A 25,644-nucleotide genomic window follows, 5' to 3' on the forward strand; every position below is an offset into this window, starting at 1 on the left:
CACGCAGGAGCAGCTAGACCAGGTCGCCAGAAAGCTCAATACACGTCCCAGAGAGACTTTGGGATTCGAGTCACCAGCCGAAAGGCTGGCAGCCACCGTTGCATTGACCGGTTGAAACCGCCGAGGCCCAGGGCTCCCGACGAAGAAAAGCCCCGCAACGCGGGGCCTCACCCTGGATTCAAACGAACCGCTCCTACAACCTCCCCAGCGCCGACATCAACGCCTTCCTCACCGTCGGGAACTGGTGCACATCCCCATGCCCCGCCCCGGTCACGCGCACCAGGTGTGCCGAGCGCATCGCGCTCACCAGCTGTTCGCTGTGGTGGATCGGGATCAGTTCGTCCTTCTCGCCGTGGATCAGCATCACGGGCCCGAGCAGCTTGGCGGCGTGTTCCAGCGTGTGCAGCGGATAGCGCAGCACCTGCAAGGGCACCCACGGATACAGCTCGCCGGCCAGCGCCCGCATGCTGCTGTAGGGAGACACGAGCAGCGTGAGGTCCGGCGCATGCCCGTCGGAGCAAAGCCGCGCCGCAAGGCCCGCGGCCAGGCCGGTGCCCAGCGACTGGCCCGAGATCACCACCCGCTTGCCGGCGTACATCGGCGCGACGTGGTTCCACACCGCTTCGACGTCCGCGCGCAATTGCTCCTCGCTCTCGATCTCGCCGCTGCTCTTGCCGAAGCCGCGGTAGTCGAACATCACGACGTCGAAGTTGGCCTGGCGGAACGCCTCCAGGTCGACGAACCACTTCTTCAGGTTGCCGGAGTTGCCGTGCAGGAAGAAGAACACCCCGCGCGGCTCCGGCAGCCGCATGTGCGCACACGACAGGCGGGCCCCCGGCACGTCGACGAAGAATTCGGACGTGTCCGGGTCGTTGCAGATCGGCTCGTCGGGCCCCAGCTTGTCGGGCTCGAACAGCAGCCGTTCCTGGCGGAAGTAGAGCCACCCTACTGCGCCGGCATAGATGGCGCCGATGGCCAGCAGCACCGCGGCGGAGAACATTGCGTAAACCATGTTGCCTCCGCCGCGCAAGGTCTTAGCGACGACGTTTGGCATCGGGGTCGCTCGGGCCGTTGCGGTCGGACAGGCCGGCGTTCGGCGCCCCGAGTTCGCCGGCGTCGCTCGGGTTCTTCTCGTCCCAGGTGCGGCCGGCGCCGGTCACCTTGCCGCGCGGATGCACCATGTCGGTCCCGTCGTCGAAGTCCAGCGTGCCGCCGGCGGACGCGCGGTCGTCGGCCGCGCCGGTATCGCGCTCGTTCACGCCCGAAGGGGCGACCAGGTCCGGCTGGCGGTCGCTGGTGACGCCGACCTTGCCGGGGCCGTCACCACGGTAATCCTGTGCCGAGGGCGATTCGCTGGTCAGCGGCATGCCCTTTTCTTCGCCGGCGCGCGGTCGGTCGTCCATCCTGCCGCCGGTCTCCGGCGCATCGCCGGTGCCGCGCGCCGAAGCCTGCCCGTCGGTCAGCTTGCGTCCGGTGTCCGGCGAAGCTCGGTCCTGGTCCTTGCGCGGCATCCCGTCGCGGGATTGTTCCTGGTTGGGCATGGCGGACTCCTTTGCTGCTGTCGGTCGATGGGCAGGCTTTCAGCCCTGCGTGCCATCCAGTGTTGACGATCTGCCCACGGCAGACCTGTCGGGTTTGCCCGAAGCATTGCGTAGGAGGCTGGCGCGGCGCCGGGCGGGGAAACGGCAGGACCCGGCCGCCGGTTCTAGCGATACAGGGCCACCAGGCGCTCGCGCTCCTGCGGACCGAGTGCCAGGCCGGTGCGGAAGTACGCCTCCAGCGAGCCGTAGGCGCGCTGCACCTCCTCGAAGGCCGCCCGCAGGAATTCCGGCTGCACCTGCCACAAGACCACCATGGCCTCGCGCGAAAGTCCCATGCGCGACTCCTGCGGCAGCACGAGCCGCTCGTTGGTGAGCAGGTAGTCGTGCATCACCTCGTCGTCGCTCGCGCCCACCGCCTTGAGCAGCAGGGCGGCGGCGAATCCGGTGCGGTCCTTGCCCGCGGTGCAGTGGAAGACCGTGGGTTCGTCGGATGCCAGCAGGTGGGCGAAGAACTCCGCGAAGCGCGCCGTGTTGTGGCGCACGAAGCCGCGGTAGGTGTCCTGCATATGGGCGGTGACGTCGGCGGGCATCAGGGCCCGGCCGGCCGCGAGCAGCGCACCGAGCGTTTGCACGATGGTCGGCTCGATCGGCAGCGAGTGAACGGTGACACCCGGCACGCAGCAGGCCGCCGATGCGCGCTCCTGCACGCCGCGGAAGTCGAGCACGCGCGAGATGCCGAGCGCGGCGATCTCGCGGGCATCGGCTTCGTCGAGGGCGCCGAGGTGGTCGGAGCGATAGAGATGGCGCAGGGCGCCGCCCGGCTCGCGGACGCCGACCCGGCGGAAATTGGCGGGACTGGCAAGACGCATCCCCCCGATTGTCGGCGAGAGCGCCGGATCGCGCAGGCGCTGCCCGCGAGCCCTACTTCGAGCGGCTATGCGGCATCCGGTCCCCGCTCACTTCGTGGACGGCGTGCTCTTCTTCTCGCCGCCGGTGCTGGCGCGCTTGCTGCTCGCCTTGCCGGCACTGGCCTTGTCGCCCTTGCGTTGCGCGGCCTGCGCGCTGCCCGCCTTCTTCACGCCGCTGCTGCGCGACTTCGCGTCGCCGGAGGGAGTGGTCGATTTCATGGTGCTTCCTTCCAGACAGGAATGCCTGGCGGCTCGCGCCGGCCAGGCAGGTTCACTTTCATCGGATCCCGGTCCACGCCGGGCGGGCTGTCACTTGCTGCTGCTGCGGGAGGAGCGGCTGCTGGAAGCGGTGCTGCGGCTGCCCTTGGCGGCGCTCGGCTTGCTGCTGCTGCTGCGGCTGGCGGTCGCGCCGCTGCGGCTGCTGCTGCTGCTCTTGCCGCTGGAGGCCGATCCGCGGCTGCTGCCGCTGCTGCTGCGCGAGGAGGACGAGCCCGATTTCGACGAGGAGGAAGGGGAAGAACTGCGCGATGCCATAGCTTGCTCCTTTGGTGGGTTGCTGTTGCGGCCGTCGACTTCTGATTGCCGCTCGGCCTCCCGGTCAATCTAGGCAGACCAGACGCGGAGCCTGTCGGTATGCACATGGCTTCCGCGTAGGAATCGCCCTGCCCGCCGGCGATCCACCCCGATGGACGAAGGCTGCGGGTTCGCGCGCGCCTCGCCCCTACCAGATCCGCTTGTTGCCATCAACGGGGGCACTGTAAGCAGCCCACTGTCGAAAGGTGTAGTCGCAGTGCTGCCGCAGGTGTAGGACGCTGCCCTTTCCAGGCCGCGCAGGGGAACTCCGTGCGCCGGATCAGCGCCAGGCGGCGCGCGCGCGGTCACGCACCTGCATCACCGGCGAGGCCGGTTTCACCGTGGCGCTGGGGGCCGCCGCGGCCTCCGGCCACACGACCTGCTCGAAGTGCTTCGCCATGCCCTCGGCGATGAAGCGCGAGCGGCCGGCATAGACATGGCGGTCGCCGCCGCCGGACTGCTGCGAGACGTAGAAGCGCTGCGGCACGAGCAGGTGCAGCTGCTCCTTCGCGCGCGTCATGGCGACGTACAGCAGGCGCCGTTCCTCCTCCAGTTCCTCGGTGGTGCCCGTCGCCATGTCGCTGGGGATGCAGCCGTCCACCACGTTCAGCACGTGCACCGCCTTCCATTCCTGGCCCTTGGCGCTGTGGATGGTGGACAGGATGAGGTAGTCCTCGTCGCGCAGCGGCGGGCCGCTCTGGTCGCTGGTCACCTCGGGGGGATCGAGCGTCAGTTCGGTCAGGAAGCGCTCCCGGCTGCCGTAGCCGGCGGCCAGGCGCGCGAGCTGTTCGACATCGAGCTTGCGCACCTGCGCGTCGTCGTGCAGCCGCTCCAGCACCGGGAGGTACCAGGATTTGGCGAGTTCCATGTCGGCCGGCCAGGCCAGTTCCGCATCGTTCAACTTCGCGTACAGCGAGGCGAGTTCGCTCCAGCCTTCCTGCGCCGCGGCGGGGGGTTCGAAGGACTGCAAGGCCGCATGCGGATCGCCGGCTTCGCCCATCGCATCGAGCAGGCGCGTCGCCGTGGCGGCGCCCACGCCCGGCACCAGCTGCGCGACGCGAAAGCCGGCCATGCGCCCGCGCGGGTTCTGCGCGAAACGCAGCACCGCCATCAGGTCCTTGATGTGCGAGGCCTCGAGAAACTTGAGGCCGCCGAACTTCACGAACGGAATGTTGCGCCGCGCGAGCTCCAGCTCCAGCGGCGCGCTGTGGTGGCTGGCGCGGAACAGCACGGCCTGGGACTTGAGCGGCGCGCCGGCCTCGCGCTGGCGCAGCACCTGGTCGGCCACCCAGCGGGCCTGCTGCGCCTCGTCGGGCACCAGCACGAGCTGCGCGCGCTGGGACGAAGCCTTGTCCGTGAACAGGTCCTTGGCGTGCCGCTCGCGCGCGGCCGCGATCACGGCGTTGCTGGCCTGCAGGATGGGTTGCGTGCTGCGGTAGTTGCGCTCCAGCGTGACGATGCGCGCCGGCTGCGTGAAGCGGTGCGGGAAGTCCAGGATGTTGCGCACGGTGGCACCGCGGAACGAATAGATGCTCTGGGCGTCGTCAACGACCACGGTGACGCCCCGGCCGTCGGGCTTGAGACCGAGCAGGATCTCGGCCTGCAGCCGGTTGGTGTCCTGGTATTCGTCGACCAGCACGTGGTCGAAGCGCGCGCCGATCTCCTGCGCCAGCGTCGTCTCGGCCATCATGTCGGCCCAGAAACCGAGCAGGTCGTCGTAGTCCAGCACGTTCTGCTGCTGCTTGGCCTCCACGTAGGCGCCGAACAGCTTCTTCAGTTCGTCTTCCCATTGCGTGCACCACGGGTACACGGACTGCAGCACCAGGCCCAGCGGGTCGCGCGTGTTGAGCACGCGCGAATAGATGCCCAGGCAGGTGCCCTTGAGGGGGAAGCGCTTCTTCTGGTCGGACAGGCCGATCTCGTGCCGCACCATTCCCATCAGGTCCTCGGCGTCGCCGCGGTCATGGATGGTGAAGTTCTCCTCCAGGCCGATGCGCGCTGCGTACTCGCGCAGCAGGCGGGCGCCGATGCCATGGAAGGTGCCGCTCCAGGGCAGGTTCGGCAGCGCCTGCGTGCCCGCGAGGCCCAGCGCCTTCTGCAGCACGGCGCCGACGCGCCGCTCCATTTCCTGCGCGGCGCGCCGGCTGAACGTGAGCAGCATCATGCGCTGCGGATCGGCGCCGTGGCGCACCAGGTTGGCGACGCGGTGCGCCAGCGTATTGGTCTTGCCCGAGCCGGCCCCGGCGATCACCAGCAGCGGGCGCGTATCGCCGGCGCTGTCTCCCGTGCCATGGGTGGCGGCTTCGCGCTGCTGCGGGTTGAGGGATTCGAGCGGATCGGGGACGTGCATGGCGGCGGGCGGTTGGTAGGCTGGTGGTGCGCGAAGCCGAACCCCAGCGTGGCGGAAGCGCGCTGTATATTAATCCAGTGACTCCGCCCAACATCCTGGTCGGCACCGCCTCCTGGACCGACAAGACGCTGATAGCCTGCGGCCGCTTCTATCCGCCCGCCTGCAGGACGGCGGAACAGCGGCTGCGCTTCTACGCGCAGGAGTTCCCGCTGGTGGAGGTGGATTCGAGCTTCTATGCGATGCCGCTGCCGCAGACCGCGCAGCTGTGGGCCGAACGCACGCCGCAGGATTTCGTCTTCAACGTGAAGGCCTTCCGCCTCTTCACCGGGCACCAGACGCTGCCCACGACCTTCCCGCGCGACCTGCAGAAGGCGCTGGGCGAGGATGCCGGCCGCACCGTGTACTACGACAAGCTGCCGGCGGAGATCCGCGACGAGCTGTGGCGCCGCTTCATGGAGGCGCTGGCGCCGCTGAAGCACGCCGGCAAGCTGGGCGCCGTGCAGTTCCAGTTCGCGCCCTGGCTGCTGCGCAACCGCGCGAGCATCGCGCACGTGGAGCACTGCGTCGTGAAGATGCAGGGCCACGTGGTGGCGGCGGAATTCCGGCACGGCACCTGGTTCCACGGCGAACACCTCGAGCGCACCATCGCCTGGGAGCGTGAGCTGGGTCTCGTGCACACGGTGGTCGATTCGCCGCAGGGCTTCGCCAACTGCGTTCCCTGCGTCTGGGACGTCACCAACCCGAAGCTCGCCATCGTGCGGCTGCACGGGCGCAACAAGGAGACCTGGAACAAGAAGGGCCTGGCCGCCTCCTCGGCCCGCTTCGACTACTGGTACAGCGCCGACGAACTGGCCGCCATGGCACCGGAAATCCGGCACCTGGGCACGCTCGCCGGGCAGGTGCACGTGATCTTCAACACCAACTTCGAGGACCAGGGGCAGGTCAACGCGCGGCTGATGCGCGGGCTGCTGCGGGTAAATGCCGGGTAAAAACGGTGCGGCGGGGAGAACGGCCGCGGGCAGCCGCTAGACTGCGGAAGACCGATCCCGTGTCTGCCTGGAGTTTCCCGATGCGCCTCGTTTCCCCCGTGCTGGCCCTGGGCCTGTGCTTCGTCGCCCTGGCCACGCAGGCGCAACTCAGGCCCTCGCCCGGGTACTCTGCGGGCCCGTCGCTGCTGCCCCCGCCGGCCGCCGCCGCGCCGTCCGCGGCCGCGCCCGCGGCCGCCCAGGCGCCGAGCGCGAATGCCGACAAGGAAAGGGCCGGCCAGACCGCCGCCCATGCGTGGCTGCTGCTGCTCGATCGCAAGGACTGGGGCACGGCCTGGGACGCTTCGAGCCAGCTGTTCCGCCAGACGGTGCCGCTGCCGGCCTGGATGAACGGCATCCCCAAGCTGCGCGATCCCCTGGGCGCCTTCGTCGAGCGCCAGCCGGTGGATGCCACCTACAAGACGACCCTGCCGGGCCGCCCCGACGGCGAGTACGTCACCATCCTGTTCACCAGCCGCTTCGCCAACAAGGCGAAGGTCGAGGAAACGGTGACGACCGTGCGCGAGCCGGACGGCCGCTGGCGCGTGACGGGCTACACGGCGCGCTGAGGCTTGAGCGCCGCATTCGGCAGGGCCTTGCCGGCCTTGTCGAAGTGGAAGCGCAGCATCGGCAGCTGCCGCTCGACCCAGGCCTTGAGCACCGGGTCCTCCGCCTGCAGCGCGACGCGCTCGTAGTTCGTGATGTCGACCTGGTAGGACTTGATCACCACCTCGTCGACATAGAGCCGGTCGAACTTCGCCCCATTGAGCCTGGCGAGCTGCTTGAGCACCTTGGCGTGCTCGTTGGTGGCCAGCGGCATGGCCATGCCGCGCTTGTGCAGCAGCCGCAGCAGCTCGGGCTGCGCGGTCTGCTGGCGCGCGATCAGGCTGTTCGCAAGGTCCTTCACCGCCGGATTGTTGGAGCGCGCGAGCGCGATGTGCGCGGCCTCCGCCTGGTAGCGCATGTTCGAGGCGCTGATCTGCAGGAAGCGCCGCTCCAGGCGCTGCGCCGGCGGCAGCGGCCGGGCGTCCGCGGCGGCGGAGGCGGCATACGCGGGAGCGCGGGCCGGCGTGCCCGCGGCGGGCAAGGCCGCCAGTGCGGCCGCCGCCACCAGTACCCAGTTGGCCATGCGCATGCCTGTCCTCCTCGCCGGACGCGCGAGCGGGGCCGATCAGCGCTGGCCGGCTCCCATCGCAGCCGCATTCTTGCCCGATTGCGGCAGCTTTTCCGCCGCGGCGAGGTGCTCCCGCAGCACGGGCAGGGTCTTCTCCACGAAGGCCTTGAGGTCGGCGTCCTTCACGTCCTTCCTCGCCTTCTCGAACAACTTGATGTCCTTCTCGTGCGCCTTGATGCCGACGTTGCGCACGAAGTCGCGGTCGAATTCGTCGCCGTTCTTCTTGCCGAGTTTCTCGATGTCGCGGCGCAAGGCACGCTTGGGCGCGGCCGGCAGTTCCACGCCCTTGGCGTTGGCGATCTTGATCAGCTCGTTGTTGGCCGCGGTGTGCTGGTCGACCAGCATGCTGGCGAAGCTCTTGACGTTGGCATCGTTGGCCTTGGCGGCGGCGAGCTGGCCGATCTGCACCTCGAACATGCCGCTGCCCGCGGCCTCCTCGATGAACTTGCGGTCGCCGCGGGCGACCTTGTCGGCCTTGACCGGCAGGTTGCGCGTCCCGGTACCGGGTTGCGCCATGGGCGCGGCCTGGCCGCCGGTGGCCGAGGTGCCGGTGCCGGGCGTGGACTGCGCCTGCGCGGCGCCGAGGCCGAGGGCCAGCGCCAGGAGGGCCGGCAGGGCGAGGACGCGGGTCGTTTTCATCGGATGCTCCCTGTGTGTCGTGAATCGGTAACGCGAAAAAAGGCGGCGCCGCAATGCGGCGCCGCCGGTCCTGCCTCAGGCGCTCACTTGCGCGTGCTGCCGGAGCCGCTCGAGCCCGAGCTGCTGCCGCCCGAACCGGAGCTGCCGCTGGAGCCGCTGCTGCCGCTCGAACCGCTGCTGCCGCTGGAGCCGGACCCCGTCGAGCCCGAGCTCGCGCTGGTGCCGCTCATGCTGCTGCCGGAACTGCCGGAGCTGCCCGAAGTGCCGCTGCTGCCGCTCATCGTGCTGCCCGAGCTGCCCATGCCGCTGGAGCCGTGCAGGCTGCTCGAGCCGCTCTGGCCCGTCGAGCCGTAGCTGCCCTGGCCGGAACTGCTGCCCATGCCGCCGGATCCGCTGGATCCGCCGTGCGAGCCGTACGAGCCGCTGCCCGAACCGGACATGTCGTTCTGGCCCTGGCCGCCGCTGCGGCTGTTGCGCCAGTTGGTGAACTCGTCGCTGAACTTGCGATAGCGTTCCTGCCGCCACGACTGGTAGTCGTTGTCGAGGTTGCGGATCTGCTCTTCGCGCCACTGGTGGTACTCGGGGTCGTGGTGCTGGTGGCCGCTGCCGCCCTGGCTCCAGCTCGAGCCCTGGCTGCCGTAGCCGCTGCCGCTTTCGTGGCCGCCGCTCCAGCTGCTGCCCTGGCCGGAGCTGCCGCCCTGCCCATAGCCCTGGCCGCCGCCGTAGCTGCCGCCCTGGGTGTGGCTGCCGCCGGAGCCGGTCTGCCCGTAGCTGCCCATGCCGCCACCGCCGAAGTTGCCCTGGCTGCTGCCGTAGCCGCCGCCCTGGCCGCCGCCGTACTGGCCGCCGCCATAGCCCTGCCCGCCGGAGCCGTAGCCCTGGCTGCCATAGCCCTGGCCGCTGCCGTAGCTGCCCTGCCCCATGCCGCCGCTGCCGTAGCTGCCCTGGCCGCCGTACCCGGGCTGGTTGTGGCCCTGGCCGCCCTGCCAGCCCTGGGTGCTGCCGTAGCCGCCGCCGCTCTGGCCATAGCCCTGGCTGCCGCCGTAGCCGCCGCTGGCCTGGCCATAGGTGCCGCCGCCCATCTGGCCGTAGCTGCTCTGGTTGCCCATGCCGCCGCTCATCTGGCCGTAGCTGCTGCCACCCATGCCGCTGCCCTGGCCGTAGCTGCCGTGCATGCCGCCGCCCTGGCCGCCGCTCCAGCTGCCTTGCTGCCCGCCGTAGCGGCCCCAGTCCGTCTGGCCGGACTGGCCACCCCAGCTGCCCTGGCCGCCACCGTAGTTGCCCTGGTTGCCCTGGCTGCCGCCGCCATAGCCGTAGCCGCCGCCACCGCCGCCATAGCCGCCCTGCCCGCCCTGGCCATAGCTGCCACCGCCGCCACCGAAGCCGGAGGACTGCATCCCGCCCGCATGGCGGCCGCCGCCGAACTCGCTGCCTTCGCCGCGGCCCCAGCTGCCGCCCTGCTGGCCGCCGCCCTGCCCGTAGTCCGAGCCGCCGCGGCCATAGCCGTGGCCTTCGCCGCCGTAGCCGCCATATCCGGAGGATTGCTGGGAGCCGAACTCGGAACCGGAGCCCGAGCGTTGCCCGCCGTAGCCCTGCGAGGCTTGCGAGCCCTGGGAACCTTGCGATCCTTGGGAACCCTGCGACCCGTAGCCGCCCTGCTGGCTGCCCCAGCCACCGCGGGATTCGCTGCCCGAGCCCTGGCCGCGATCCTGCTGCTGGTCGCTGCTGCCCCAGCGTCCCTGCCGGTCGCGGTCTTCGTAGTCACGAGATGCCATCTCATTCTCCTTCTGGATGCTGTCAGTGGATGCCTGACGAAGGACTCCCCGGCCTGGAACATCGGAAGGGCCCACGTCCTCCATCAGGGTGCGACCTTAGGACTGCGGCGCTGACGGTCCTGTCGGACAACATCCGCACGGATGTAGGACTTCTGTTCGGGTTTGAAACGACCGGCAGCGAGCTTCACCAAGGCTTTGCGTGCCGGGCGGTTGCCATTGACATCCATGGCGCAACATGAAGGCTATTGACCTGAAGGAGAGTCGTTCATGGGAAGCAAGACCCGCATCCTCGGCATCGCCGCCGCCATTGCGGCCGGTGCCGCACTGTTCGCCGCGCCTGCGCAGGCGCGCACGGCCATCAACCTGTCGATCGGCGCCCCCGCGCCGTACGGCTATGTGCAGCCGGGTTACGTCTACACGCAACCGGGCTATGTGTACACCCAGCCGAGCTACGTCTACACGCAGCCGTATGTCTACACGCAGCCGAACTACATCTACTACAGCAACGGCGGCGGCTATCGCCACCACTACAACCGCCGCTTGCGCGACAGCGACCACGACGGCGTGCCGAACCGCTTCGACCGCCGGCCCAACAACCCGCGCCGCTACTGAAGACGATGACGCTCAGTGGGCGTGCGCCAGCACGCTCACCAGCGTGACCAGGCCGATCCCGCCCAGCAGCCAGGCGATCTGCGCGAGCGTTTCCCGCGCGCCGAGCCGCTTCTGCAGTTGCGGGATCAGGTCGGCCAGCGCCACGTAGATGAAGCTGCTGCTGGCGACCACCAGGAAGAACGGCAGGTAATCGACCAGCCGGTCGACCAGCCACCATCCCACCAGTCCCCCCAGCGGCGTGACCGCACCCGCCAGCGACACCTTCACCAGGGCCGCGCGGCGGCTGCTGCTCGTCTGCCGCAGCACGGCCAGATCGCCGATGTGGTGCGGCACCTCGTGCGCGAGCACCGCCAGCGCCGCCACCAGGCCGAGCCGCGCGTCCGCGACGAAGGCCGAGGCGATCAGGATGCCGTCGCCGAAGCAATGGACGCTGTCGCCGGTCAGCACGGCCCATCCGCCTGAGCGCACGGTCGGCTCGGCCACCGCGGGCCGGTGCGCGTGGCCGTGTCCTGCATGCGCATGTCCATGTCCATGTGCATGCGCGTGGCCGTGCGCCGGCCCGTGCTCGTGCGCCTCGTCGGCGCCATGGTGATGTTCGTGGCCGTGGTGCCAGAGCTCCGCCTTGTCCAGCAGGAAGAAGAACACCAGCCCCACCAGCAAGGTGCCGAACAGGGCCTGGGCGTCGTGGCGGCTCTCGAGCGCTTCGGGCAGCAGGTGCATGAAGGCCGTGGCCATGAGCGCGCCGGCCGCCAGGCTCAGCAGATGCTGTTCGGCCGGGCCGCGGTCCTGCGGGCCGGCACCGGGCAGCCAGCCGAGGCGCATCAGCGCGGCGGCCAGCCAGACACTGCCGATGCCGGCGGCGAGCGTGGCGAAGAGGATGGCGATCAGGGTCACGTGAAAAGCCGCCCCTCGGGGCGGCTGCCTGCGGTTTCGTTGTTCTCGGTTCAGCCCACGCCGTGCGTCCTGAACCCCTCCAGCGCCCGCTTCCATCCGTCTTGCGCCGCCTGCTACACGTAGCTGGGGCGATAGTCGGCGTGGAAGCCGCGCGGCGCGTGCGGGTACACGACGATCTGCGAGGCGCTGGCGGCAGGCGATCCTTCCGCCAGCAAGGCCTTCATCTTAGCAACCGTGTCCAGCGGTGCCGCTGTCCTGCAGTCTGGCCACCCGCTGCACAATGTGCGCTTCGTTTTCAGGAGAAACCCATGCCGACGATCCGCGTCGATCTGTTCGAGGGCCGCACCCCGGAGCAGAAGAAGAACCTGGTGAAGGCGCTCACGCAGGCCTGCGTCGAGACGCTGGGCAGCAAGCCCGAATCGGTGGACATCCTGCTGTACGACATCAAGCCTTCGGACTGGGCCACGGGCGGCGAGCTCTGGTCCGAGAAGAAGAAGCAGGGCTGAGTGGCCACCTCCGCGCGGCCGCGCCTGGTGGTGGGCATCAGCGGCGCCTCGGGCTCCATCTACGGCCTCCGGCTGCTGGCCATGCTGCGGCAGCTGGATGTCGAGAGCCATCTGGTGCTGAGCAACTCGGCGCAAGTCACGCTGGGGCACGAGTCGGATGTCGGCGTCGACGAACTCAGGGCGATGGCGGACCACAGCTACGCGCAGGCGGACATAGGCGCGTCGATCGCGAGCGGCTCCTTCCGAACCCTGGGCATGGTCGTGGCGCCGTGTTCGATCAGGACGCTGTCCGAGATCGCGACCGGCGTGACGAGTTCGCTCCTCACGCGCGCCGCCGACGTGGCCCTGAAGGAGCGGCGCCGGCTGGTGCTGATGGTGCGCGAGACGCCGCTGCACCTGGGCCACCTGCGCAGCATGGCCGCGGTGACCGAAGCCGGCGCGATCGTCTACCCGCCCGTGCCGGCCTTCTACGCCAGGCCGGCGACCCTGGAGGAAATGGTCGACCAGACCCTGGGCCGCGTGCTGGACCTGTTCGGCCTGGAGTCGCCGTCGGTGCGGCGGTGGGATCCGCGGTAGGGGGAAGACCGGAACAGCCGGACAACCAGAACGCAAAAGCCGCAAAGGTTACGCAAAAACCGCAAAAGGGGACAAGGGAAAAGTAAAAAGCAAAAAGCAAAAAGCGAAGGAAGGAAAGAAAGACAGCTTTCAATGGCTGTTCTTTTGCGGCTTTTGCGTGCTTTTGCGGCTTCTGCGTTAAGGCTGTTCGGTTTTCAGTACCTTTGTGCGTTACGGCTGTCCGGTCTTCAGTGCGCCTCTTCCCAATTGGCCCCGACGCCGATCTCGGCCAGCAAGGGGACGCGCAGTTCCGCGACGCTCGCCATGAGGCGCGGGATCTCGGTCCTGAGCCACTCCACTTCGTCTTCGGGCACTTCGAACACCAGTTCGTCGTGCACCTGCATGATCATCTTCGTGCGGCGCTGCTCGCGCTCCAGCACCTTCTGCACCTCGATCATCGACATCTTGATCAGGTCCGCCGCCGTGCCCTGCATGGGCGCGTTGATCGCCTGGCGCTCCGCGCTGCCGCGGCGGGGACCGTTGGGTGAATTGATCTCGGGCAGGTACAGGCGGCGGCCGAATACCGTTTCCACGTAGCCGCGGCTCTTAGCCGACAGCCGCGTCTCGTCCATGTACTGCTTCACGCCCGGATAGCGCTGGAAGTAACGGTCGATGTAGCTCTTGGCCGCCGCCGTCTCGATGCTCAGGTTGCGCGCCAGCCCGAAGGCGCTCATGCCGTAGATCAGGCCGAAGTTGATCACCTTCGCATAGCGCCGCTGCTCGCTCGAGACCTGGTCGGGCGGCACGCCGAACACCTCGGAGGCCGTCGCGCGGTGCACGTCGAGCTTTTCGCGGAAGGCGCGCAGCAGCGCCTCGTCCTCGCTGATGTGCGCCATGATGCGCAGCTCGATCTGGCTGTAGTCGGCGCTCGCGATGCGGCAGCCCGGCGAGGCGATGAAGGCCTCGCGCACGCGCCGGCCTTCGGCGGTGCGGATCGGGATGTTCTGCAGGTTCGGGTCGTTGCTGGAAAGGCGCCCGGTCACCGCGACGGCCTGCGCGTAGTGCGTGTGCACGCGCCCCGTGCGCGGATGCACCATCTGCGGCAAGGTGTCGGTGTACGTGCCCTTGAGCTTCGACAGGCTGCGGTGCTCGAGGATCTTCGCCGGCAGCGGATAGTCTTCGGCCAGCTTCTCCAGCACCTCTTCATCCGTGCTCGGTGCCCCGCTCGCCGTCTTCTTCACCACCGGCAGGCCTTGCTTGGTGAACAGGATCTCGCCGATCTGCTTGGGGCTGCCCAGGTTGAAGGGCTGGCCCGCGAGCTCGTGCGCCTCGCGTTCGAGCTGCATCATGCGCTGGCCGAGTTCCTGGCTCTGGCGCGCGAGGGCCTGCGCGTCGATCAGCACGCCGTTGCGCTCGACGCGGTACAGCACCTCGCTGCACTCGATCTCGAGGTCGTAGACGAAGCGCAGCTTCGAATCCTTCTCCAGCTTCGTCCACAGCGCGCGGTGCACGTCGATGGTCTGGTCCGAGTCCTCGCAGGAATATTCGGCCGCCTTGTCGATCGGCACCTGGTTGAAGGTGATCTGGTGCGCGCCCTTGCCGGCGATGGTCTCGTAGTCGATGCCGGTGCGTCCCAGGTGGCGCTCGGCCAGGCTGGCCAGGCTGTGCGGCTTGTGCACTTCGAGCACGTAGCTTTGCAGCATGGTGTCGTGCACGTAGCCGCGCACCTCGACGCCGTGGTTGGCGAAGGCGTGGCGGTCGAACTTCACGTGCTGCCCGAGCTTGTGCTTCTCGCCGTTTTCCAGCCAGGGCTTCAGGCGCTGCAGCACCTCGTCGCGCGGCAGCTGGTCCGGCGCGCCCTGATAGTCGTGCGCCAGCGGGATGTAGCAGGCCAGCCCCGGCTCGGTGCTGAAGGACAGGCCCACGATGTTGGCGCGCATCTCGTCGAGCGAATCGGTCTCGGTGTCCAGCGCCACCAGCGATGCCGCCGCTATCCGTTCCAGCCAGGGTGCCAGCTGCTCCCAGGTGAAGATCGTCTCGTAATGCAGCGTGGTGGCCTGCGACAGGCCGGAGAGGTCCGGCTCCTCGTAGACGCCGGCGGGCGGGCGCTCGCCGGGGCCGACGCGCTTCCTGGAGCGATGCTCCTCGATCAGCTCCGGCGGCACGTCGTGCGTCTCGAGCTGGCGCGCCAGGCCCTTGAAGCCGTAGCGCTCGTAGAAGGCCTTGAGCTTCTCGACGTCCTGGCCGCCGATCACGATGTCCTGCAGGTCCGGGATGCCGGGGATGTGGTCCTTCAGGTCGCAGTCGGTGCGGATGGTCAGCAGCTGGCGGCCCTTGGGCAGCCATTCGAGGGCGCGCCGCAGGTTCTCGCCGACGGCGCCCTTCACCTTGTCGGCGTTGGCGATCAGGTTGTCGAGCGAGCCGTATTCCTGCAGCAGCTTGACCGCCGTCTTCGGGCCCACCTTGTCGACGCCGGGCACGTTGTCGACCGCGTCGCCGACCAGCGCCTGGTAGTCCACCATCAGGTGCGGCGGGATGCCGAATTCCGCCTCCACGCCCTGGATGTCGCGCTTCTTGTCGTTCATCGTGTCGATCACGACCACGTGCTCGTTCACGAGCTGCGACAGGTCCTTGTCGCCGCTGGAGATGATGGTCTGCACACCCGCGCGTGTGGCCAGGCAGGCCAGCGTGCCGATCACGTCGTCGGCCTCCACGCCCGGCACGTTCAGCACCTTCCATCCGAGCAGCTGCACCACCTCGTGGATCGGATCGATCTGCAGGCGCAGGTCGGAAGGCATGGGCGAGCGCGTCGCCTTGTAGTCGGGATAGATCTCGTCGCGGAAGGTGCCGCCGGGGGCGTCGAACACGCAGGCCGCGTAGTCCGCGCGCACGTCGCGGCGCAGCTTCTGCATCATGTTGATCATGCCGCGGATCGCGCCGGTGGCGGGGCTCGCCGGGTCGCCGGGCACGGCCCGCAGGTCGGGCATCGCGTGGAACGCGCGATAGAGGTAGCTGGAGCCGTCGACCAGCAGCAGCACCTTGGGTTGGGGTTGGGGGACTTCGTCCGGGTCGCTCATATCGGGGAGCATTGTGCCCGGGGCGGCGATGGGCATCGTAGGCTGGAGGTGAGCCCCGAAGGGCGAACCCCAGCGCTTCGGGCGAGCGGGCGAGCGAGCGAGCGCTGGGGTTCCGGCGCTTCGCGCGTCACCACCAGCCTACGGTTCCGGCGCTTCGCGCGTCACCGCCAGCCTACAATCCCTTCATGCGCGCGAGCTTCTTCCTCCTGGCCCTGCTTCCCGCCTGCGTCTTCGCGCAGGCCACGATCGAGCGCGAGGCCGACCTCGAACCGCGGCGCAACCAGAAGATCGAGCGCATCCGCATCGAGGACGCCGGCAACCGCATCGACGAACTGCGCGTGGGCGGGCAGACGCAGAACATCACCGTGCAGCCCAAGGCCAAGGTGCCGGCCTACGAGATCCAGCCGGACGACCTGGGCCGCAGCCGGCCTTCGGAAAGCCGCGAAGGCTTTTCCGGCCGCAAGCAGCGCGTCTGGAACGTGCTGGGGTTCTAGCATGGCGGTGTTCACCGAAGTCTCGCAGGCCGAGGCCAGCGCGCTGCTGCGCGAACTCAAGCTGGGCGAACTGCGCGAGCTGCGCGGCATCCAGAGCGGCATCGAGAACACCAACTACTTCGTCACGGCCGAAGACATGTTCGGCGCGCGCGAGTACGTGCTGACGCTGTTCGAGCGCCTCACCTTCGAGCAGCTGCCGTTCTACCTGCACCTGATGAAGCATCTGGCGCAGCACGGCATCCCGGTGCCCGACCCGCAGGCCGACCGCAACGGCGACATCCTGCACACGCTGTGCGGCAAGCCGGCGGCGCTGGTCAACAAGCTGGCCGGCCGGCACGAACTCGCGCCCGGGCCGGACCATTGCGCGCAGGTCGGCGCCATGCTCGCCCGCATGCACCTGGCCGGCCGCGACTACCACCGCCGCCAGCCGAACCTGCGCGGCCTGGCCTGGTGGAACGAGACCGTGCCGGTGGTGCTGCCTTTCCTGGACGAAGCGCAGGCCAGCCTCATCCGCAGCGAGCTGGCCTACCAGAACCACGTCGCCGCCGGTGCCGCCTGCACGGCCCTGCCGCGCGGGCCGGTGCACGCCGACCTGTTCCGCGACAACGTGATGTTCGAGGACGGCCAGCTCACCGGCTTCTTCGACTTCTATTTCGCCGGCGTCGACAGCTGGCTGTTCGACGTGGCCGTGTGCCTCAACGATTGGGCGATCGACCTGCCGACCGGCCGCCACGACGCGCAACGCGCCAGTGCCTTCGTGCAGGCGTATGCGGCGGTGCGGCCCCTGTCGGCGGCGGAGCGCCAGCTGCTGCCTGCCATGCTGCGCGCCGGCGCGCTGCGCTTCTGGATCTCCCGCCTGTGGGACTTCCACCTGCCGCGCGAGGCCTCGCTGCTCAAGCCCCACGACCCGGGCCACTTCGAGCGCGTGCTGCGGGAACGCATCGCGCAGCCCGTGACGGCGGCGAGCCTTTGACGCAGGCGCAGCGGCGGTGACGGGGGCTTGCGTTAAATTCCCTTCGTGAAACTCAACATCGTTCCCGCCCGCACCGGCTTCGTGTGGGTGAAGCTGGGGGTACGGACCTTCCTGCGGCAGCCCCTGGCGCTCACGGGCCTGTTCTTCATGTACATGGCAGGGGTGCTGGTGCTGTCGCAACTGCCCTTCGTGGGCACGATCCTGGGCGCGATGCTGGTGCCCGCCGCCACCCTGGGGCTGATGGCCGCCACGGCGGAGGCCGCGAGCGGCCGGTTCCCCATGCCCTCGGTCCTGATCAGCGCGTTCCGCGCCGGCCGCCAGCGCGCCCGCGCGATGCTGGTGCTGGGCGTGATCTACACCCTGGGCTCGATGCTGGCCACGCTGCTGGCCAGCGCCATGGTGGGCGAGCCGAATCCCGCGGCCGCGGCCGACACCCAGAATCCGGCGCTGGACGCGCGCTCGCTCGTCGCCCTGGTGCTGCACACGCCGCTGATCATCCTGTTCTGGCATTCGCCGGCGCTGGTGCACTGGCATGGCGTGGCCCCGGTCAAGAGCCTCTTCTTCAGCGCGGTCGCGTGCTTTCGCAACCTCGGTGCGATGCTGATGTACGCGGCCACCTGGCTGGGCGTGTTCGTCATCGTGGCCTTCCTCTTCAGCTCGGTGGGCATGATGCTGGGCGGCGTGGCGGTGGCCCGCAGCGTCATGCTCCCCACGGTGCTGCTGCTGGTCGCGATGTTCTCGACCTCGCTGTATTTCACCTTCCGCGACAGCTTCGACGCCGAGGACCTTCCGCAAATCGAGGCGGCCCCGCCAGGAGAGAGCGCACCATGAACGAGATCCTGCCTTGGTTCCGCCGCCGCCGCGTGCTGCGCGCGGCGGCCGCCTGGATGGCGGGCGGCGGCTTCGCGGCAGCACTCGCGCAGCAGCGCGGCAACGTGGTAGAACTGCGCGGCGACGTGCTGCTCAATGGCCAGCGCCTGCGGCCGGAACAGTTCATCCAGACCGGCGACGCGGTCCGGACCGGCCCGGACGCGCATGTCGTCTTCGTGATCGGCAACGCCGCCTTCCAGCTGCGGCAGAACACGGCGGTGAAGATCGAGCGCGGCGACACGCTCCACACCGTGAGCCTGCTGGACGTCGCGACCGGGGCGGTCGCGGCGGTGTGGGGCCCCGGGCACGCGCGCCAGATCGTCACGCCCACGCTCAGCGCCACGGTCCGCGGCACCGGGACCTACGTGGAAGTGCGGCCGCAGGAGAAGCTGCGCAGCTACTTCTGCAACTGCTACGGCGCCATCGAGCTGGCCACGGGGCGCGAGCGCACGCTCTCGAAGGCCGAGTACCACCAGTCGTTCTGGGCCGAACCGGCGCCGGTGAACGGCCGCCTGCTGACGCCGGCGCGGGCGATGGCCCACACGGACGAGGAAATGGAGTTCCTGGCGCAGCTGGTGGGGGAGCCCACGGCGTGGCAGGTGGCAGGGCGGCGCGGGAATCGGGACGGGTCGGGGGCGATCGGACCGGGGCGTTAGCCGTCATCCGTGCGCAGGCGGCGCGCAGGGAGGATCCGGGGCACGCGCGCGGCGCGTGAACATCGCGAGCCCTGGGTTCCCGCCTTCGCGGGAATGACGGGGCCGTCTTACGGCACCGGCGTCAGCTTCGCCACCGCCAGCGCCAGCCACTTCTGCCCATGGCGGGGGAAGTTGATCTGGGCGCGCGCGTCCTGGCCGCTGCCTTCCAGCGTCAGCACGGTGCCCTCGCCGAACTTGGCGTGGAACACCTTCATGCCGGCGCGCAGGCCATGCGCCGGTTCCGCCTTCTGCGCCGGCACCGGCGGGCTGGCGAAGGTCTCGCTGGCGCGGCTGGTGCCGGCCGAAGATCCGCGCGAGGTCGGATAGCCCATGCCGAAGCCGAACGCGGAGCCGCCGAAACTCTGGTTCTTCGGCGTCAGCCACTTCAGCGCCCCCTCCGGCAACTCGTCGAAGAAGCGGCTGCGCACGTTGTAGCGCGTCTGCCCGTGCAGCAGGCGGGTCTGCGAGTAGCTCAGGTACAGGCGCTTGCGCGCCCGCGTGATCGCCACGTACATCAGCCGGCGCTCTTCCTCCAGCCCGTCGTAGTCGGCCAGCGAGCGCTCGCTCGGGAACAGGCCTTCTTCCAGGCCGGTGACGAACACGCAATCGAACTCCAGGCCCTTGGCCGAGTGCACCGTCATGAGCTGCACGGCGTCCTGCCCGGCCTGCGCCTGGTTGTCGCCCGATTCGAGCGCGGCATGGGTGAGGAAGGCCGCCAGCGGCGACAGCGTCTCGCCGGTTTCGGCGTCGGGCGGCACGTAGTCGGGCGCCGGCTCGTTGATCTCCGGCAGGCTCGGGTCGAGCCCCTGGCTGGCCGGCGACTGCCGCAGCACGGTGCCACCGAGCTCGTCGATCGGCAGCGCCACCGCGTCGCGGCCGAAGCCCTCCTGCGTGACGAAGCTCTCCGCCGCGTTCACCAGTTCCTCCAGGTTGTCGATGCGGTCGCCGCCGTCGCGCTCGGCGCGGTAGTGCTCGATCAGGCCGCTCCGCTGCAGCATCACCTCGATGATCTCGCGCAGCGTGAGGCCCGCGGTCTCCACGCGCATGGCGTCGATCTTCGCCACGAAGGCGGCGAGGTTGGCGCCGGCCTTGCCGGTGGTGGCCTGCACCGCGTCGTGCAGCGAGGAGCCCGAGGCACGGGCGGCGTCCTGCAGCTGTTCGACCGAGCGGGCGCCGATGCCGCGGGCCGGGAAGTTCACCACCCGCAGGAAGCTGGTGTCGTCGTTGGGGTTCTCCAGCAGCCGCAGGTACGACAGGGCATGCTTGATCTCGGCCCGCTCGAAGAAGCGCAGCCCGCCGTACACCCGGTAGGGCACCGCCGCATTGAACAGGCCGGTTTCGATCACCCGGCTCTGGGCGTTGCTGCGGTAGAGGATCGCGATCTCGTGGCGCGGGATGCCCTCGCGCGCGAGCTGGCGCGCTTCCTCCACCAGCCACTGCGCCTCCGCCATGTCGGTCGGCGCTTCGTAGATGCGCACCGGCTCGCCCGGGCCCTGGTCGGTGCGCAGGTTCTTGCCCAGGCGCGTCTTGTTGTGCGCGATCAGCGCGTTGGCCGAATCCAGGATGTTGCTGAAGCTGCGGTAGTTCTGCTCCAGCTTGATCTGGTGGCCGACCTGGAACTCGCGCACGAAGTCGGCCATGTTGCCCACCCGCGCGCCGCGGAAGGCATAGATGCTCTGGTCGTCGTCGCCGACCGCGAAGACCGAGTTGCCGGGCCCGGCGAACATCTTGATCCAGGCGTACTGCAGCTTGTTGGTGTCCTGGAACTCGTCGATCAGGATGTGGTGGAAGCGCCGGCGGTAGTGCTCGCGGATCGGGTCGTTGTCGCGCAGCAGCTCGTAGCTGCGCAGCATCAGCTCGGCGAAATCGACCACGCCTTCGCGCTGGCACTGCTCCTCATAGAGCTGGAAGATCTCGACCTTGCGGCGGTCCTCCTCGGTCCGCACCTCCATCGCGCCGGGGCGCAGGCCCTCCTCCTTGGCGCCGGAGATGAACCACTGCAGCTCCTTGGCCGGGAAGCGTTCCTCGTCCACGTTGTGCTGCTTCATCAGGCGCTTGACGGCCGAGAGCTGGTCCTGCGTGTCCAGGATCTGGAAGCCTTGCGGCAGGCCGGCCAGCTTGTAGTGGGCGCGCAGGAAGCGGTTGCACAGGCCGTGGAAGGTGCCGATCCACATCCCGCGCACGTTGACCGGCAGCATCGCCGCCAGCCGCGTCATCATTTCCTTGGCCGCCTTGTTGGTGAAGGTGACGGCCATGACGTTGCCCGGCCCGATCTGCCCCGTGGACAGCAGCCAGGCGATGCGGGTGGTGAGGACGCGCGTCTTGCCCGATCCGGCGCCGGCCAGGATCAGCGCGTGGGCGTTGGGCAGGGTGACCGCCGCGCGCTGCTCGTCGTTGAGATGCTGGAGCAGCGGCGACTCGGTGACTTCTGGATGCATGGAGCATTGTAGGAACCCGGCCGGGAACCGAACGGGCCGCGCCGGCATCTGAGCCGCTGTGCTGCGCGTCCTCACCTCCCTCCTCCTTGCCGCTCCCCTCGTCGCCCATGCGCTGTGCACCAGCGACGACGTGCCGCCCGTGCACACGCTGGTCGAGCGCTTCACCAGCGCCGACTGCCTGGCGTGCTGGCGCGCTCCGTCGCCCGCCAGGGCACCCGCCGATGCGCTGGTGCTCGACTGGATCGTGCCGGGCGCCCAGGCCGGTGGCCCTGCCGTCGCCGGCCCGGCGAGCGACGACGCCCTGGAGCGCCTGGCCTGGCTGCACCACCGCAGCCCCGCCACGATGGAGACGGTCACCAGCCGCCGCGCGGGCACGCCGGCCCGCCTGCGGATCGCCCACGGCGAAGCCTTCAACGACTACGTCGGCGTGTCGATGGAACTGCAGGCCCCGGGCAGCGAGGCCTGGCACGCCTGGCTGCTGCTGGTGGAACAGATCCCGGCCGGCGCCGAGGGCTCGCCGGTCGCCCGCAACCTGGTGCGCAAGGTATTCCGGCCCGACGCCTGGGCCAAGCCCCGCCGCGGCGCCGGCCCGCTGGCCGAGACGCGCTCGATGCAGGTGCCCCGGGCGACCCGTCCCGACCGGGTGCGGCTGGTCTCGGTACTGCAGGATGGCCGAGGGCGCATCAGGGCTATCACCCAGACGGAGTGCCACGAATGACTGCCCGGCCGTAGAATCAATCACCGGGCCCAAGCATTTGTGGCCCGGTTTTTCGTCTGGGGCCCTCGCGCCCGGCGGCAAGCCGGTCCCCACAGTCCAAGCGTCCACCTGTTCGACAACAGACCTCCGGAGCCTGGAATGGAAATCTTCGATTACGACAAAGTGCTGCTGCTGCCCCGCAAGTGCCGCGTGGAAAGCCGCTCGGAATGCGACCCGACCCTCGAGTTCGGCGGCCGCCGCTTCAAGCTGCCGGTGGTGCCGGCCAACATGAAGACCGTGGTCGACGAGAAGATCTGCCTGTGGCTGGCCCGCAACGGCTACTTCTACGTGATGCACCGCTTCGACCTGGACAACCTGCAGTTCGTCCGGAAGATGAAGGAGGCCGGCGCCTTCGCGTCGATCTCCGTGGGCGTCAAGCAGCCGGACTACGACACCATAGACCGCCTTGCCGCGGAGGGCCTGGTGCCGGAATACATCACGATCGACATCGCGCACGGCCACGCCGACACGGTGAAGAACATGATCTTCCACATCAAGAAGAAGATGCCGCAGGCCTTCGTGATCGCCGGCAACGTCGGCACGCCGGAAGCGGTGATCGACCTGGAAAACTGGGGCGCCGACGCGACCAAGGTTGGCATCGGCCCGGGCAAGGTCTGCATCACGCGCATGAAGACCGGCTTCGGCACCGGCGGCTGGCAGCTCTCGGCGCTCAAGTGGTGCGCCCGCGTGGCGACCAAGCCGATCATTGCCGACGGCGGCATCCGCGAGCACGGCGACATCGCCAAGAGCATCCGTTTCGGCGCCAGCCTGGTGATGGTCGGCTCCATGCTGGCCGGCCACGAGGAGTCGCCCGGCGACACGGTGGAAGTGGAAGGTCGCCTGTACAAGGAGTACTACGGCAGCGCCTCGGACTTCAACAAGGGCGAATACAAGCACGTCGAGGGCAAGCGCATCCTCGAGCCGGTCAAGGGCAAGCTGCCCGAGACCCTGCGCGAGATGGAAGAAGACCTGCAGAGCTCGATCAGCTACGCCGGCGGCACCAAGCTGATGGACATCCGCAAGGTCAACTACGTGATCCTGGGCGGCGACAACGCGGGCGAGCACCTGCTGATGTAATTCGCGCTGCGAATGCGGACAGCCGAACGCAGAAGCCGCAAAAGTTCGCAAAAACCGCAAAAGGGTCCACTGGGGGTCCTTCTGCGGCTTTTGCGAAACTTTTGCGGCTTCTGCGTTCCGGCTGTTGAAGTGAAGGTGGATCAGGCCCGCAGCAAGTCCAGCGCCAGCTGGTGCAGGCGGTGGCTCGGTTCGACGAGGGCGTCGAGCACGCTGAAGTGGTGCAGTGCCGGCAGCACCTCGCACACCGGAACGCGGCGGGCGCCCCAGGATTCCTGGATCAGGCGGTTCTGGCGGTGGAACTCCGCGCTTTCGTCGCCGCCCGCGACCGAATAGAGCGTGCCGCTGCGCGGCGCCGGCAGGCGCGCCGGGCTGGCCTGCTCCACCTGCTCCGGCGTGAGCTGCAGGGTCCCCTGCAGGAAAGGCGTGTGCATGATCGGCTCGAGGTCGTGCAGGCCGGAAATCGACAGCGCGCCGCGCACGGTATCGCGCGGCAGCCCCGCGTCGAGCTGCGGCCACAGGCAGGTGAGCAGCATCGCCGCCAGGTGCCCGCCCGCGGAATGGCCGGCCACGACGATCCGGCGCGGGTCGCCGCCGAAGCGGCGCGCGTTGCGCCAGGTCCAGGCCACGGCGCGTGCCATCTGCAGCGTGATCTGCGGAATCGTGACCGCCGGCGCCAGCGCGTAGTTCGGCACCACCACGCAGGCGTTGTGCCGCGTGAAGGCCGGAGCGACGAAGGAATGGTCGCTCTTGTCCAGCGCGCGCCAGTAGCCGCCGTGGATGAACACCAGCACCGGCCCGCCCCCCTGCTCCGCCGGGAAGACGTCGAGCGTCTCGCCGGGCTCGGTGCCATACGCGATGTCCAGCTCGCACCGAAGCTCGCCGCGCGCCTTGCCCGACTCTGCCGCCCAGCGGGCAAGGTAGTCCGCATGGTCCGGCACCAGCGCCCGGTTGTTGTACATCCGGTCGCACCAGTCCCCGTCACCCCTGTTCATAGCCACTGCTCCTTTTACCCCACCCCTTTTGCAACATCCTGTCACAATTTGTCAGCCTACGGTTGAGAGCGTCAGTTTGACGTAAACGTATTCGGTATACAGAATACGCAGCCCATGGCAGCCCAACTCGTGCAGCTCGAAGCGACGCCCGACCTCGTCGAGCGCGTCTATCGCACGCTCGGTGACGCGATCAGCGGCGGCTCGCTCGCGCCCGGACAGCGCATCAGGCAGGAGGAGATCGCGCAGCAGCTCGCCGTCTCGCGGCAGCCCGTGCTGCAGGCCCTTCGCCTGCTCAAGCGCGACGGCTTCGTCGAGGACGCCCCAGGCCGCGGCCTGCAGGTGGCCGCCCTCGATGCCCAGTGGATCCGCAACGTCTACCAGGTGCGCGGCGCGCTCGATGCGCTCGCCGCGCGCCTCGCCGCGGAGCGGCGCTTCCGCATCGCGCCCGCGCTGCTGCAGGCCGGGCGCCGTGCGGCGCGCGGCGACGACGTCACGGCCATGATCGATGCCGACCTGGCTTTCCACGTCGCCCTCTACCGCGCCGCCGGCAACCCGTTGATCGAGGAAAGTGCGCAGCTCCACTGGCGCCACCTGCGGCGCGTGATGGGTGCGGTGCTGCAGCAGCTGCCCCAGCGCGAACAGGTCTGGGACGAACACGAGGCGATCGCGCAGGCGATCGCCGGCGGCCGCGCGGCCGAGGCCGCGCGCCTGATCGAGGACCACGGCCGCCACGCCAGCGACAAGCTTTCCGAGGGCCTGGACCAGGTCCTCCATCCCGCGGCCGCGCCCGACCCCAGGAGACAACCGTGAGACTCACCCCCGCCCAACGCGAACAGTTCGACCGCGACGGCTACCTGTTCTTCCCCGGCCTGTTCAGCCCCGAGGAGACCCGCACGCTCAACACCGCCGTGCCGGCGCTCTATGCCCGGCGCGAAGCCTTCAACGTGCGCGAGAAGGGCAGCGACGCGGTGCGCACCAACTTCGCCGCGCACCTGTACAGCGAGCCCTTCGCCCGGCTGGCGCGCCACCCCCGCATGGTGCAGCCGGTGATGGACCTCTTCGACGAGGAGGTCTACATGCACCAGTTCAAGATCAACGGCAAGATGGCCTTCGAGGGCGACGTCTGGCAGTGGCACCAGGACTACGGCACCTGGTTGAACGACGACATGATGCCCACCGAGCGGGCGATGAACGTCGCCATCTTCCTGGACGACGTCAACGAGTTCAACGGCCCGCTGATGTTCATCCCCGGCAGCCACAGGAAGGGCGTGGTCGAGGCGAGGCACGACCTCACCACCACCAGCTATCCGCTGTGGACCGTCTCCGGCGAACTGATCGCGCAGCTGGTCGAACGCGCCGGCGGCAGGAACGGCGGCATCGTCAGCCCCAAGGGCCCGGCCGGCTCCATGATCCTGTTCCACAGCTGCCTGGTGCACGCGTCGACCAGCAACCTGTCGCCGTGGAACCGGGTGAGCGTGTACCTGAGCCTGTGCGCCGTCTCCAACCACATCCGCCGCTTCAAGCGGCCCGAATACATCGCGCACCGCGACTTCACGCCCATCGCCTGCCTGCCGGACGACTGCCTGCTGCAGCCCTACCCGGTGGACCTGCCCTGGAAGGACGGCATGCCGGCCAGTGCGCTCGCCACGTCCTCCGACACCATCGACCCGATCAACACAGAGACGGCGCGAGCCGTCATCCCCGCGTAGGCGAGGCCCA

The 25,644-nt window shown here is 69.1% G+C and carries 26 protein-coding genes and 1 pseudogene; 14 read left to right on the forward strand and 13 right to left on the reverse strand.

The window, feature by feature from the left end; translation table 11 throughout:
- Positions 1–193: 193 nt before the first annotated feature.
- The 4 genes from JI746_RS23770 to JI746_RS23785 form a co-directional block, all read right to left on the reverse strand.
- Positions 194–1,012, reverse strand: coding sequence for an alpha/beta hydrolase (locus tag JI746_RS23770; RefSeq protein WP_201692780.1), 819 nt, complete (start codon positions 1,010–1,012; stop codon positions 194–196).
- Between the two features lie 22 nt (positions 1,013–1,034).
- Positions 1,035–1,541, reverse strand: coding sequence for a hypothetical protein (locus JI746_RS23775; protein WP_201692781.1), 507 nt, complete (start codon positions 1,539–1,541; stop codon positions 1,035–1,037).
- Between the two features lie 164 nt (positions 1,542–1,705).
- A complete protein-coding gene (locus tag JI746_RS23780) occupies positions 1,706–2,410 on the reverse strand; it encodes a tyrosine-protein phosphatase (RefSeq protein WP_201692782.1) in 705 nt (234 codons plus the stop codon).
- A gap of 87 nt (positions 2,411–2,497) precedes the next feature.
- Positions 2,498–2,668, reverse strand: a complete 171-nt coding sequence (locus tag JI746_RS23785; protein WP_201692783.1) for a hypothetical protein — start codon at positions 2,666–2,668, stop codon at positions 2,498–2,500.
- Positions 2,669–2,762: 94 nt separating this feature from the next.
- Here JI746_RS23785 and JI746_RS23790 point away from each other — a divergent pair, with 94 nt between their 5' ends.
- Positions 2,763–3,056, forward strand: coding sequence for a hypothetical protein (locus JI746_RS23790; RefSeq protein WP_236600087.1), 294 nt, complete (start codon positions 2,763–2,765; stop codon positions 3,054–3,056).
- A 246-nt stretch (positions 3,057–3,302) separates the two neighbouring features.
- Here JI746_RS23790 and JI746_RS23795 read toward each other — a convergent pair whose 3' ends face one another.
- The gene (locus tag JI746_RS23795; RefSeq protein WP_201692785.1) at positions 3,303–5,372 is read right to left on the reverse strand and encodes an ATP-dependent helicase; all 2,070 of its coding nucleotides are present in this window, start codon (positions 5,370–5,372) and stop codon (positions 3,303–3,305) included.
- A gap of 77 nt (positions 5,373–5,449) precedes the next feature.
- On the opposite strand from JI746_RS23795, the gene JI746_RS23800 reads away from it, so the two are divergent.
- Together JI746_RS23800 and JI746_RS23805 are read left to right on the forward strand one after the other, a co-directional pair.
- On the forward strand, positions 5,450–6,361 hold the full coding sequence (locus JI746_RS23800) for a DUF72 domain-containing protein (protein WP_201692786.1): 912 nt from the start codon (positions 5,450–5,452) through the stop codon (positions 6,359–6,361).
- An 80-nt stretch (positions 6,362–6,441) separates the two neighbouring features.
- The gene (locus JI746_RS23805) at positions 6,442–6,966 is read left to right on the forward strand and encodes a DUF4019 domain-containing protein (protein WP_201692787.1); all 525 of its coding nucleotides are present in this window, start codon (positions 6,442–6,444) and stop codon (positions 6,964–6,966) included.
- Here JI746_RS23805 and JI746_RS23810 read toward each other — a convergent pair.
- The 3 genes from JI746_RS23810 to JI746_RS23820 form a co-directional block, all read right to left on the reverse strand.
- Entirely contained in the window at positions 6,951–7,526 is a 576-nt protein-coding gene (locus JI746_RS23810; protein WP_201692788.1) for a DUF4142 domain-containing protein, read from the reverse strand. The genes JI746_RS23805 and JI746_RS23810 overlap by 16 nt on opposite strands.
- 42 nt (positions 7,527–7,568) lie before the next feature.
- On the reverse strand, positions 7,569–8,210 hold the full coding sequence (locus tag JI746_RS23815) for a DUF4142 domain-containing protein (protein ID WP_201692789.1): 642 nt from the start codon (positions 8,208–8,210) through the stop codon (positions 7,569–7,571).
- 83 nt (positions 8,211–8,293) lie between these two features.
- A complete protein-coding gene (locus JI746_RS23820) occupies positions 8,294–9,985 on the reverse strand; it encodes a hypothetical protein (protein ID WP_201692790.1) in 1,692 nt (563 codons plus the stop codon).
- Between the two features lie 267 nt (positions 9,986–10,252).
- Between JI746_RS23820 and JI746_RS23825 the strand changes: the two genes are divergently transcribed.
- Entirely contained in the window at positions 10,253–10,597 is a 345-nt protein-coding gene (locus JI746_RS23825; protein ID WP_201692791.1) for a hypothetical protein, read from the forward strand.
- A 12-nt stretch (positions 10,598–10,609) separates the two neighbouring features.
- On the opposite strand, the gene JI746_RS23830 is transcribed toward JI746_RS23825, so the two are convergent.
- Together JI746_RS23830 and JI746_RS23835 are read right to left on the reverse strand one after the other, a co-directional pair.
- Positions 10,610–11,491, reverse strand: coding sequence for a ZIP family metal transporter (locus tag JI746_RS23830; protein ID WP_201692792.1), 882 nt, complete (start codon positions 11,489–11,491; stop codon positions 10,610–10,612).
- A gap of 116 nt (positions 11,492–11,607) precedes the next feature.
- Positions 11,608–11,736 (reverse strand): annotated as a pseudogene (locus JI746_RS23835) (dienelactone hydrolase family protein); the annotation flags it as partial.
- 63 nt (positions 11,737–11,799) lie between these two features.
- Between JI746_RS23835 and JI746_RS23840 the strand changes: the two are divergent.
- Positions 11,800–11,997 carry a 4-oxalocrotonate tautomerase gene (locus JI746_RS23840; RefSeq protein WP_201692793.1) on the forward strand — a complete coding sequence of 66 codons (198 nt, stop codon included), beginning with the start codon at positions 11,800–11,802 and terminating at the stop codon, positions 11,995–11,997.
- Positions 11,998–12,573: a UbiX family flavin prenyltransferase gene (locus JI746_RS23845; RefSeq protein ID WP_201692794.1), complete on the forward strand. Its 576-nt coding sequence runs from the start codon at positions 11,998–12,000 to the stop codon at positions 12,571–12,573.
- A 227-nt stretch (positions 12,574–12,800) separates the two neighbouring features.
- Here the strand turns inward: JI746_RS23845 and polA are convergent, their stop codons facing one another.
- A complete protein-coding gene (gene polA, locus JI746_RS23850; RefSeq protein ID WP_201692795.1) occupies positions 12,801–15,629 on the reverse strand; it encodes a DNA polymerase I in 2,829 nt (942 codons plus the stop codon).
- A 185-nt stretch (positions 15,630–15,814) separates the two neighbouring features.
- On the opposite strand from polA, the gene JI746_RS23855 reads away from it, so the two are divergent.
- The 4 genes from JI746_RS23855 to JI746_RS23870 are packed head-to-tail and all read left to right on the forward strand — an operon-like array spanning position 15,815 to position 18,622.
- Positions 15,815–16,123, forward strand: coding sequence for a hypothetical protein (locus tag JI746_RS23855; protein WP_201692796.1), 309 nt, complete (start codon positions 15,815–15,817; stop codon positions 16,121–16,123).
- Position 16,124: 1 nt separating this feature from the next.
- Positions 16,125–17,096: a homoserine kinase gene (locus JI746_RS23860; RefSeq protein WP_201692797.1), complete on the forward strand. Its 972-nt coding sequence runs from the start codon at positions 16,125–16,127 to the stop codon at positions 17,094–17,096.
- Between the two features lie 45 nt (positions 17,097–17,141).
- Positions 17,142–17,927, forward strand: coding sequence for a BPSS1780 family membrane protein (locus JI746_RS23865; RefSeq protein WP_201692798.1), 786 nt, complete (start codon positions 17,142–17,144; stop codon positions 17,925–17,927).
- Positions 17,924–18,622: a FecR family protein gene (locus JI746_RS23870; protein WP_201692799.1), complete on the forward strand. Its 699-nt coding sequence runs from the start codon at positions 17,924–17,926 to the stop codon at positions 18,620–18,622. Before JI746_RS23865 ends, JI746_RS23870 begins: the two co-directional genes overlap by 4 nt.
- 107 nt (positions 18,623–18,729) lie before the next feature.
- On the opposite strand, the gene JI746_RS23875 is transcribed toward JI746_RS23870, so the two are convergent.
- The gene (locus tag JI746_RS23875) at positions 18,730–21,099 is read right to left on the reverse strand and encodes a UvrD-helicase domain-containing protein (RefSeq protein WP_201692800.1); all 2,370 of its coding nucleotides are present in this window, start codon (positions 21,097–21,099) and stop codon (positions 18,730–18,732) included.
- A 58-nt stretch (positions 21,100–21,157) separates the two neighbouring features.
- Between JI746_RS23875 and JI746_RS23880 the strand changes: the two genes are divergently transcribed.
- Positions 21,158–21,817: a hypothetical protein gene (locus JI746_RS23880; protein ID WP_201692801.1), complete on the forward strand. Its 660-nt coding sequence runs from the start codon at positions 21,158–21,160 to the stop codon at positions 21,815–21,817.
- Between the two features lie 138 nt (positions 21,818–21,955).
- Positions 21,956–22,933: a GMP reductase gene (locus JI746_RS23885; RefSeq protein WP_201692802.1), complete on the forward strand. Its 978-nt coding sequence runs from the start codon at positions 21,956–21,958 to the stop codon at positions 22,931–22,933.
- A gap of 140 nt (positions 22,934–23,073) precedes the next feature.
- Here JI746_RS23885 and JI746_RS23890 read toward each other — a convergent pair whose 3' ends face one another.
- Entirely contained in the window at positions 23,074–23,925 is an 852-nt protein-coding gene (locus tag JI746_RS23890; protein ID WP_201692803.1) for an alpha/beta hydrolase, read from the reverse strand.
- A gap of 114 nt (positions 23,926–24,039) precedes the next feature.
- Between JI746_RS23890 and JI746_RS23895 the strand changes: the two genes are divergently transcribed.
- Both JI746_RS23895 and JI746_RS23900 read left to right on the forward strand, forming a co-directional pair.
- Entirely contained in the window at positions 24,040–24,735 is a 696-nt protein-coding gene (locus JI746_RS23895) for a GntR family transcriptional regulator (protein WP_201692804.1), read from the forward strand.
- On the forward strand, positions 24,732–25,634 hold the full coding sequence (locus JI746_RS23900) for a phytanoyl-CoA dioxygenase family protein (protein WP_201692805.1): 903 nt from the start codon (positions 24,732–24,734) through the stop codon (positions 25,632–25,634). The genes JI746_RS23895 and JI746_RS23900 overlap by 4 nt, the downstream gene beginning before the upstream one ends.
- Positions 25,635–25,644: the final 10 nt, after the last annotated feature.

Source organism: Ramlibacter alkalitolerans (assembly GCF_016722765.1).
Classification (GTDB): domain Bacteria; phylum Pseudomonadota; class Gammaproteobacteria; order Burkholderiales; family Burkholderiaceae_C; genus Ramlibacter; species Ramlibacter alkalitolerans.

Bases quoted from the DNA above. Each gene is read 5' to 3' on its own strand.
- JI746_RS23770 (WP_201692780.1), bottom strand. From the start codon at position 1,012: ATGGTTTACGCAATGTTCTCCGCCGCGGTGCTGCTGGCCATCGGCGCC.
- JI746_RS23775 (WP_201692781.1), bottom strand. From the start codon at position 1,541: ATGCCCAACCAGGAACAATCCCGCGACGGGATGCCGCGCAAGGACCAG.
- JI746_RS23780 (WP_201692782.1), bottom strand. From the start codon at position 2,410: ATGCGTCTTGCCAGTCCCGCCAATTTCCGCCGGGTCGGCGTCCGCGAG.
- JI746_RS23785 (WP_201692783.1), bottom strand. From the start codon at position 2,668: ATGAAATCGACCACTCCCTCCGGCGACGCGAAGTCGCGCAGCAGCGGC.
- JI746_RS23795 (WP_201692785.1), bottom strand. From the start codon at position 5,372: ATGCACGTCCCCGATCCGCTCGAATCCCTCAACCCGCAGCAGCGCGAA.
- JI746_RS23805 (WP_201692787.1), top strand. From the start codon at position 6,442: ATGCGCCTCGTTTCCCCCGTGCTGGCCCTGGGCCTGTGCTTCGTCGCC.
- JI746_RS23810 (WP_201692788.1), bottom strand. From the start codon at position 7,526: ATGGCCAACTGGGTACTGGTGGCGGCGGCCGCACTGGCGGCCTTGCCC.
- JI746_RS23815 (WP_201692789.1), bottom strand. From the start codon at position 8,210: ATGAAAACGACCCGCGTCCTCGCCCTGCCGGCCCTCCTGGCGCTGGCC.
- JI746_RS23820 (WP_201692790.1), bottom strand. From the start codon at position 9,985: ATGGCATCTCGTGACTACGAAGACCGCGACCGGCAGGGACGCTGGGGC.
- JI746_RS23825 (WP_201692791.1), top strand. From the start codon at position 10,253: ATGGGAAGCAAGACCCGCATCCTCGGCATCGCCGCCGCCATTGCGGCC.
- JI746_RS23840 (WP_201692793.1), top strand. From the start codon at position 11,800: ATGCCGACGATCCGCGTCGATCTGTTCGAGGGCCGCACCCCGGAGCAG.
- polA (WP_201692795.1), bottom strand. From the start codon at position 15,629: ATGAGCGACCCGGACGAAGTCCCCCAACCCCAACCCAAGGTGCTGCTG.
- JI746_RS23855 (WP_201692796.1), top strand. From the start codon at position 15,815: ATGCGCGCGAGCTTCTTCCTCCTGGCCCTGCTTCCCGCCTGCGTCTTC.
- JI746_RS23860 (WP_201692797.1), top strand. From the start codon at position 16,125: ATGGCGGTGTTCACCGAAGTCTCGCAGGCCGAGGCCAGCGCGCTGCTG.
- JI746_RS23870 (WP_201692799.1), top strand. From the start codon at position 17,924: ATGAACGAGATCCTGCCTTGGTTCCGCCGCCGCCGCGTGCTGCGCGCG.
- JI746_RS23875 (WP_201692800.1), bottom strand. From the start codon at position 21,099: ATGCATCCAGAAGTCACCGAGTCGCCGCTGCTCCAGCATCTCAACGAC.
- JI746_RS23885 (WP_201692802.1), top strand. From the start codon at position 21,956: ATGGAAATCTTCGATTACGACAAAGTGCTGCTGCTGCCCCGCAAGTGC.
- JI746_RS23890 (WP_201692803.1), bottom strand. From the start codon at position 23,925: ATGAACAGGGGTGACGGGGACTGGTGCGACCGGATGTACAACAACCGG.
- JI746_RS23895 (WP_201692804.1), top strand. From the start codon at position 24,040: ATGGCAGCCCAACTCGTGCAGCTCGAAGCGACGCCCGACCTCGTCGAG.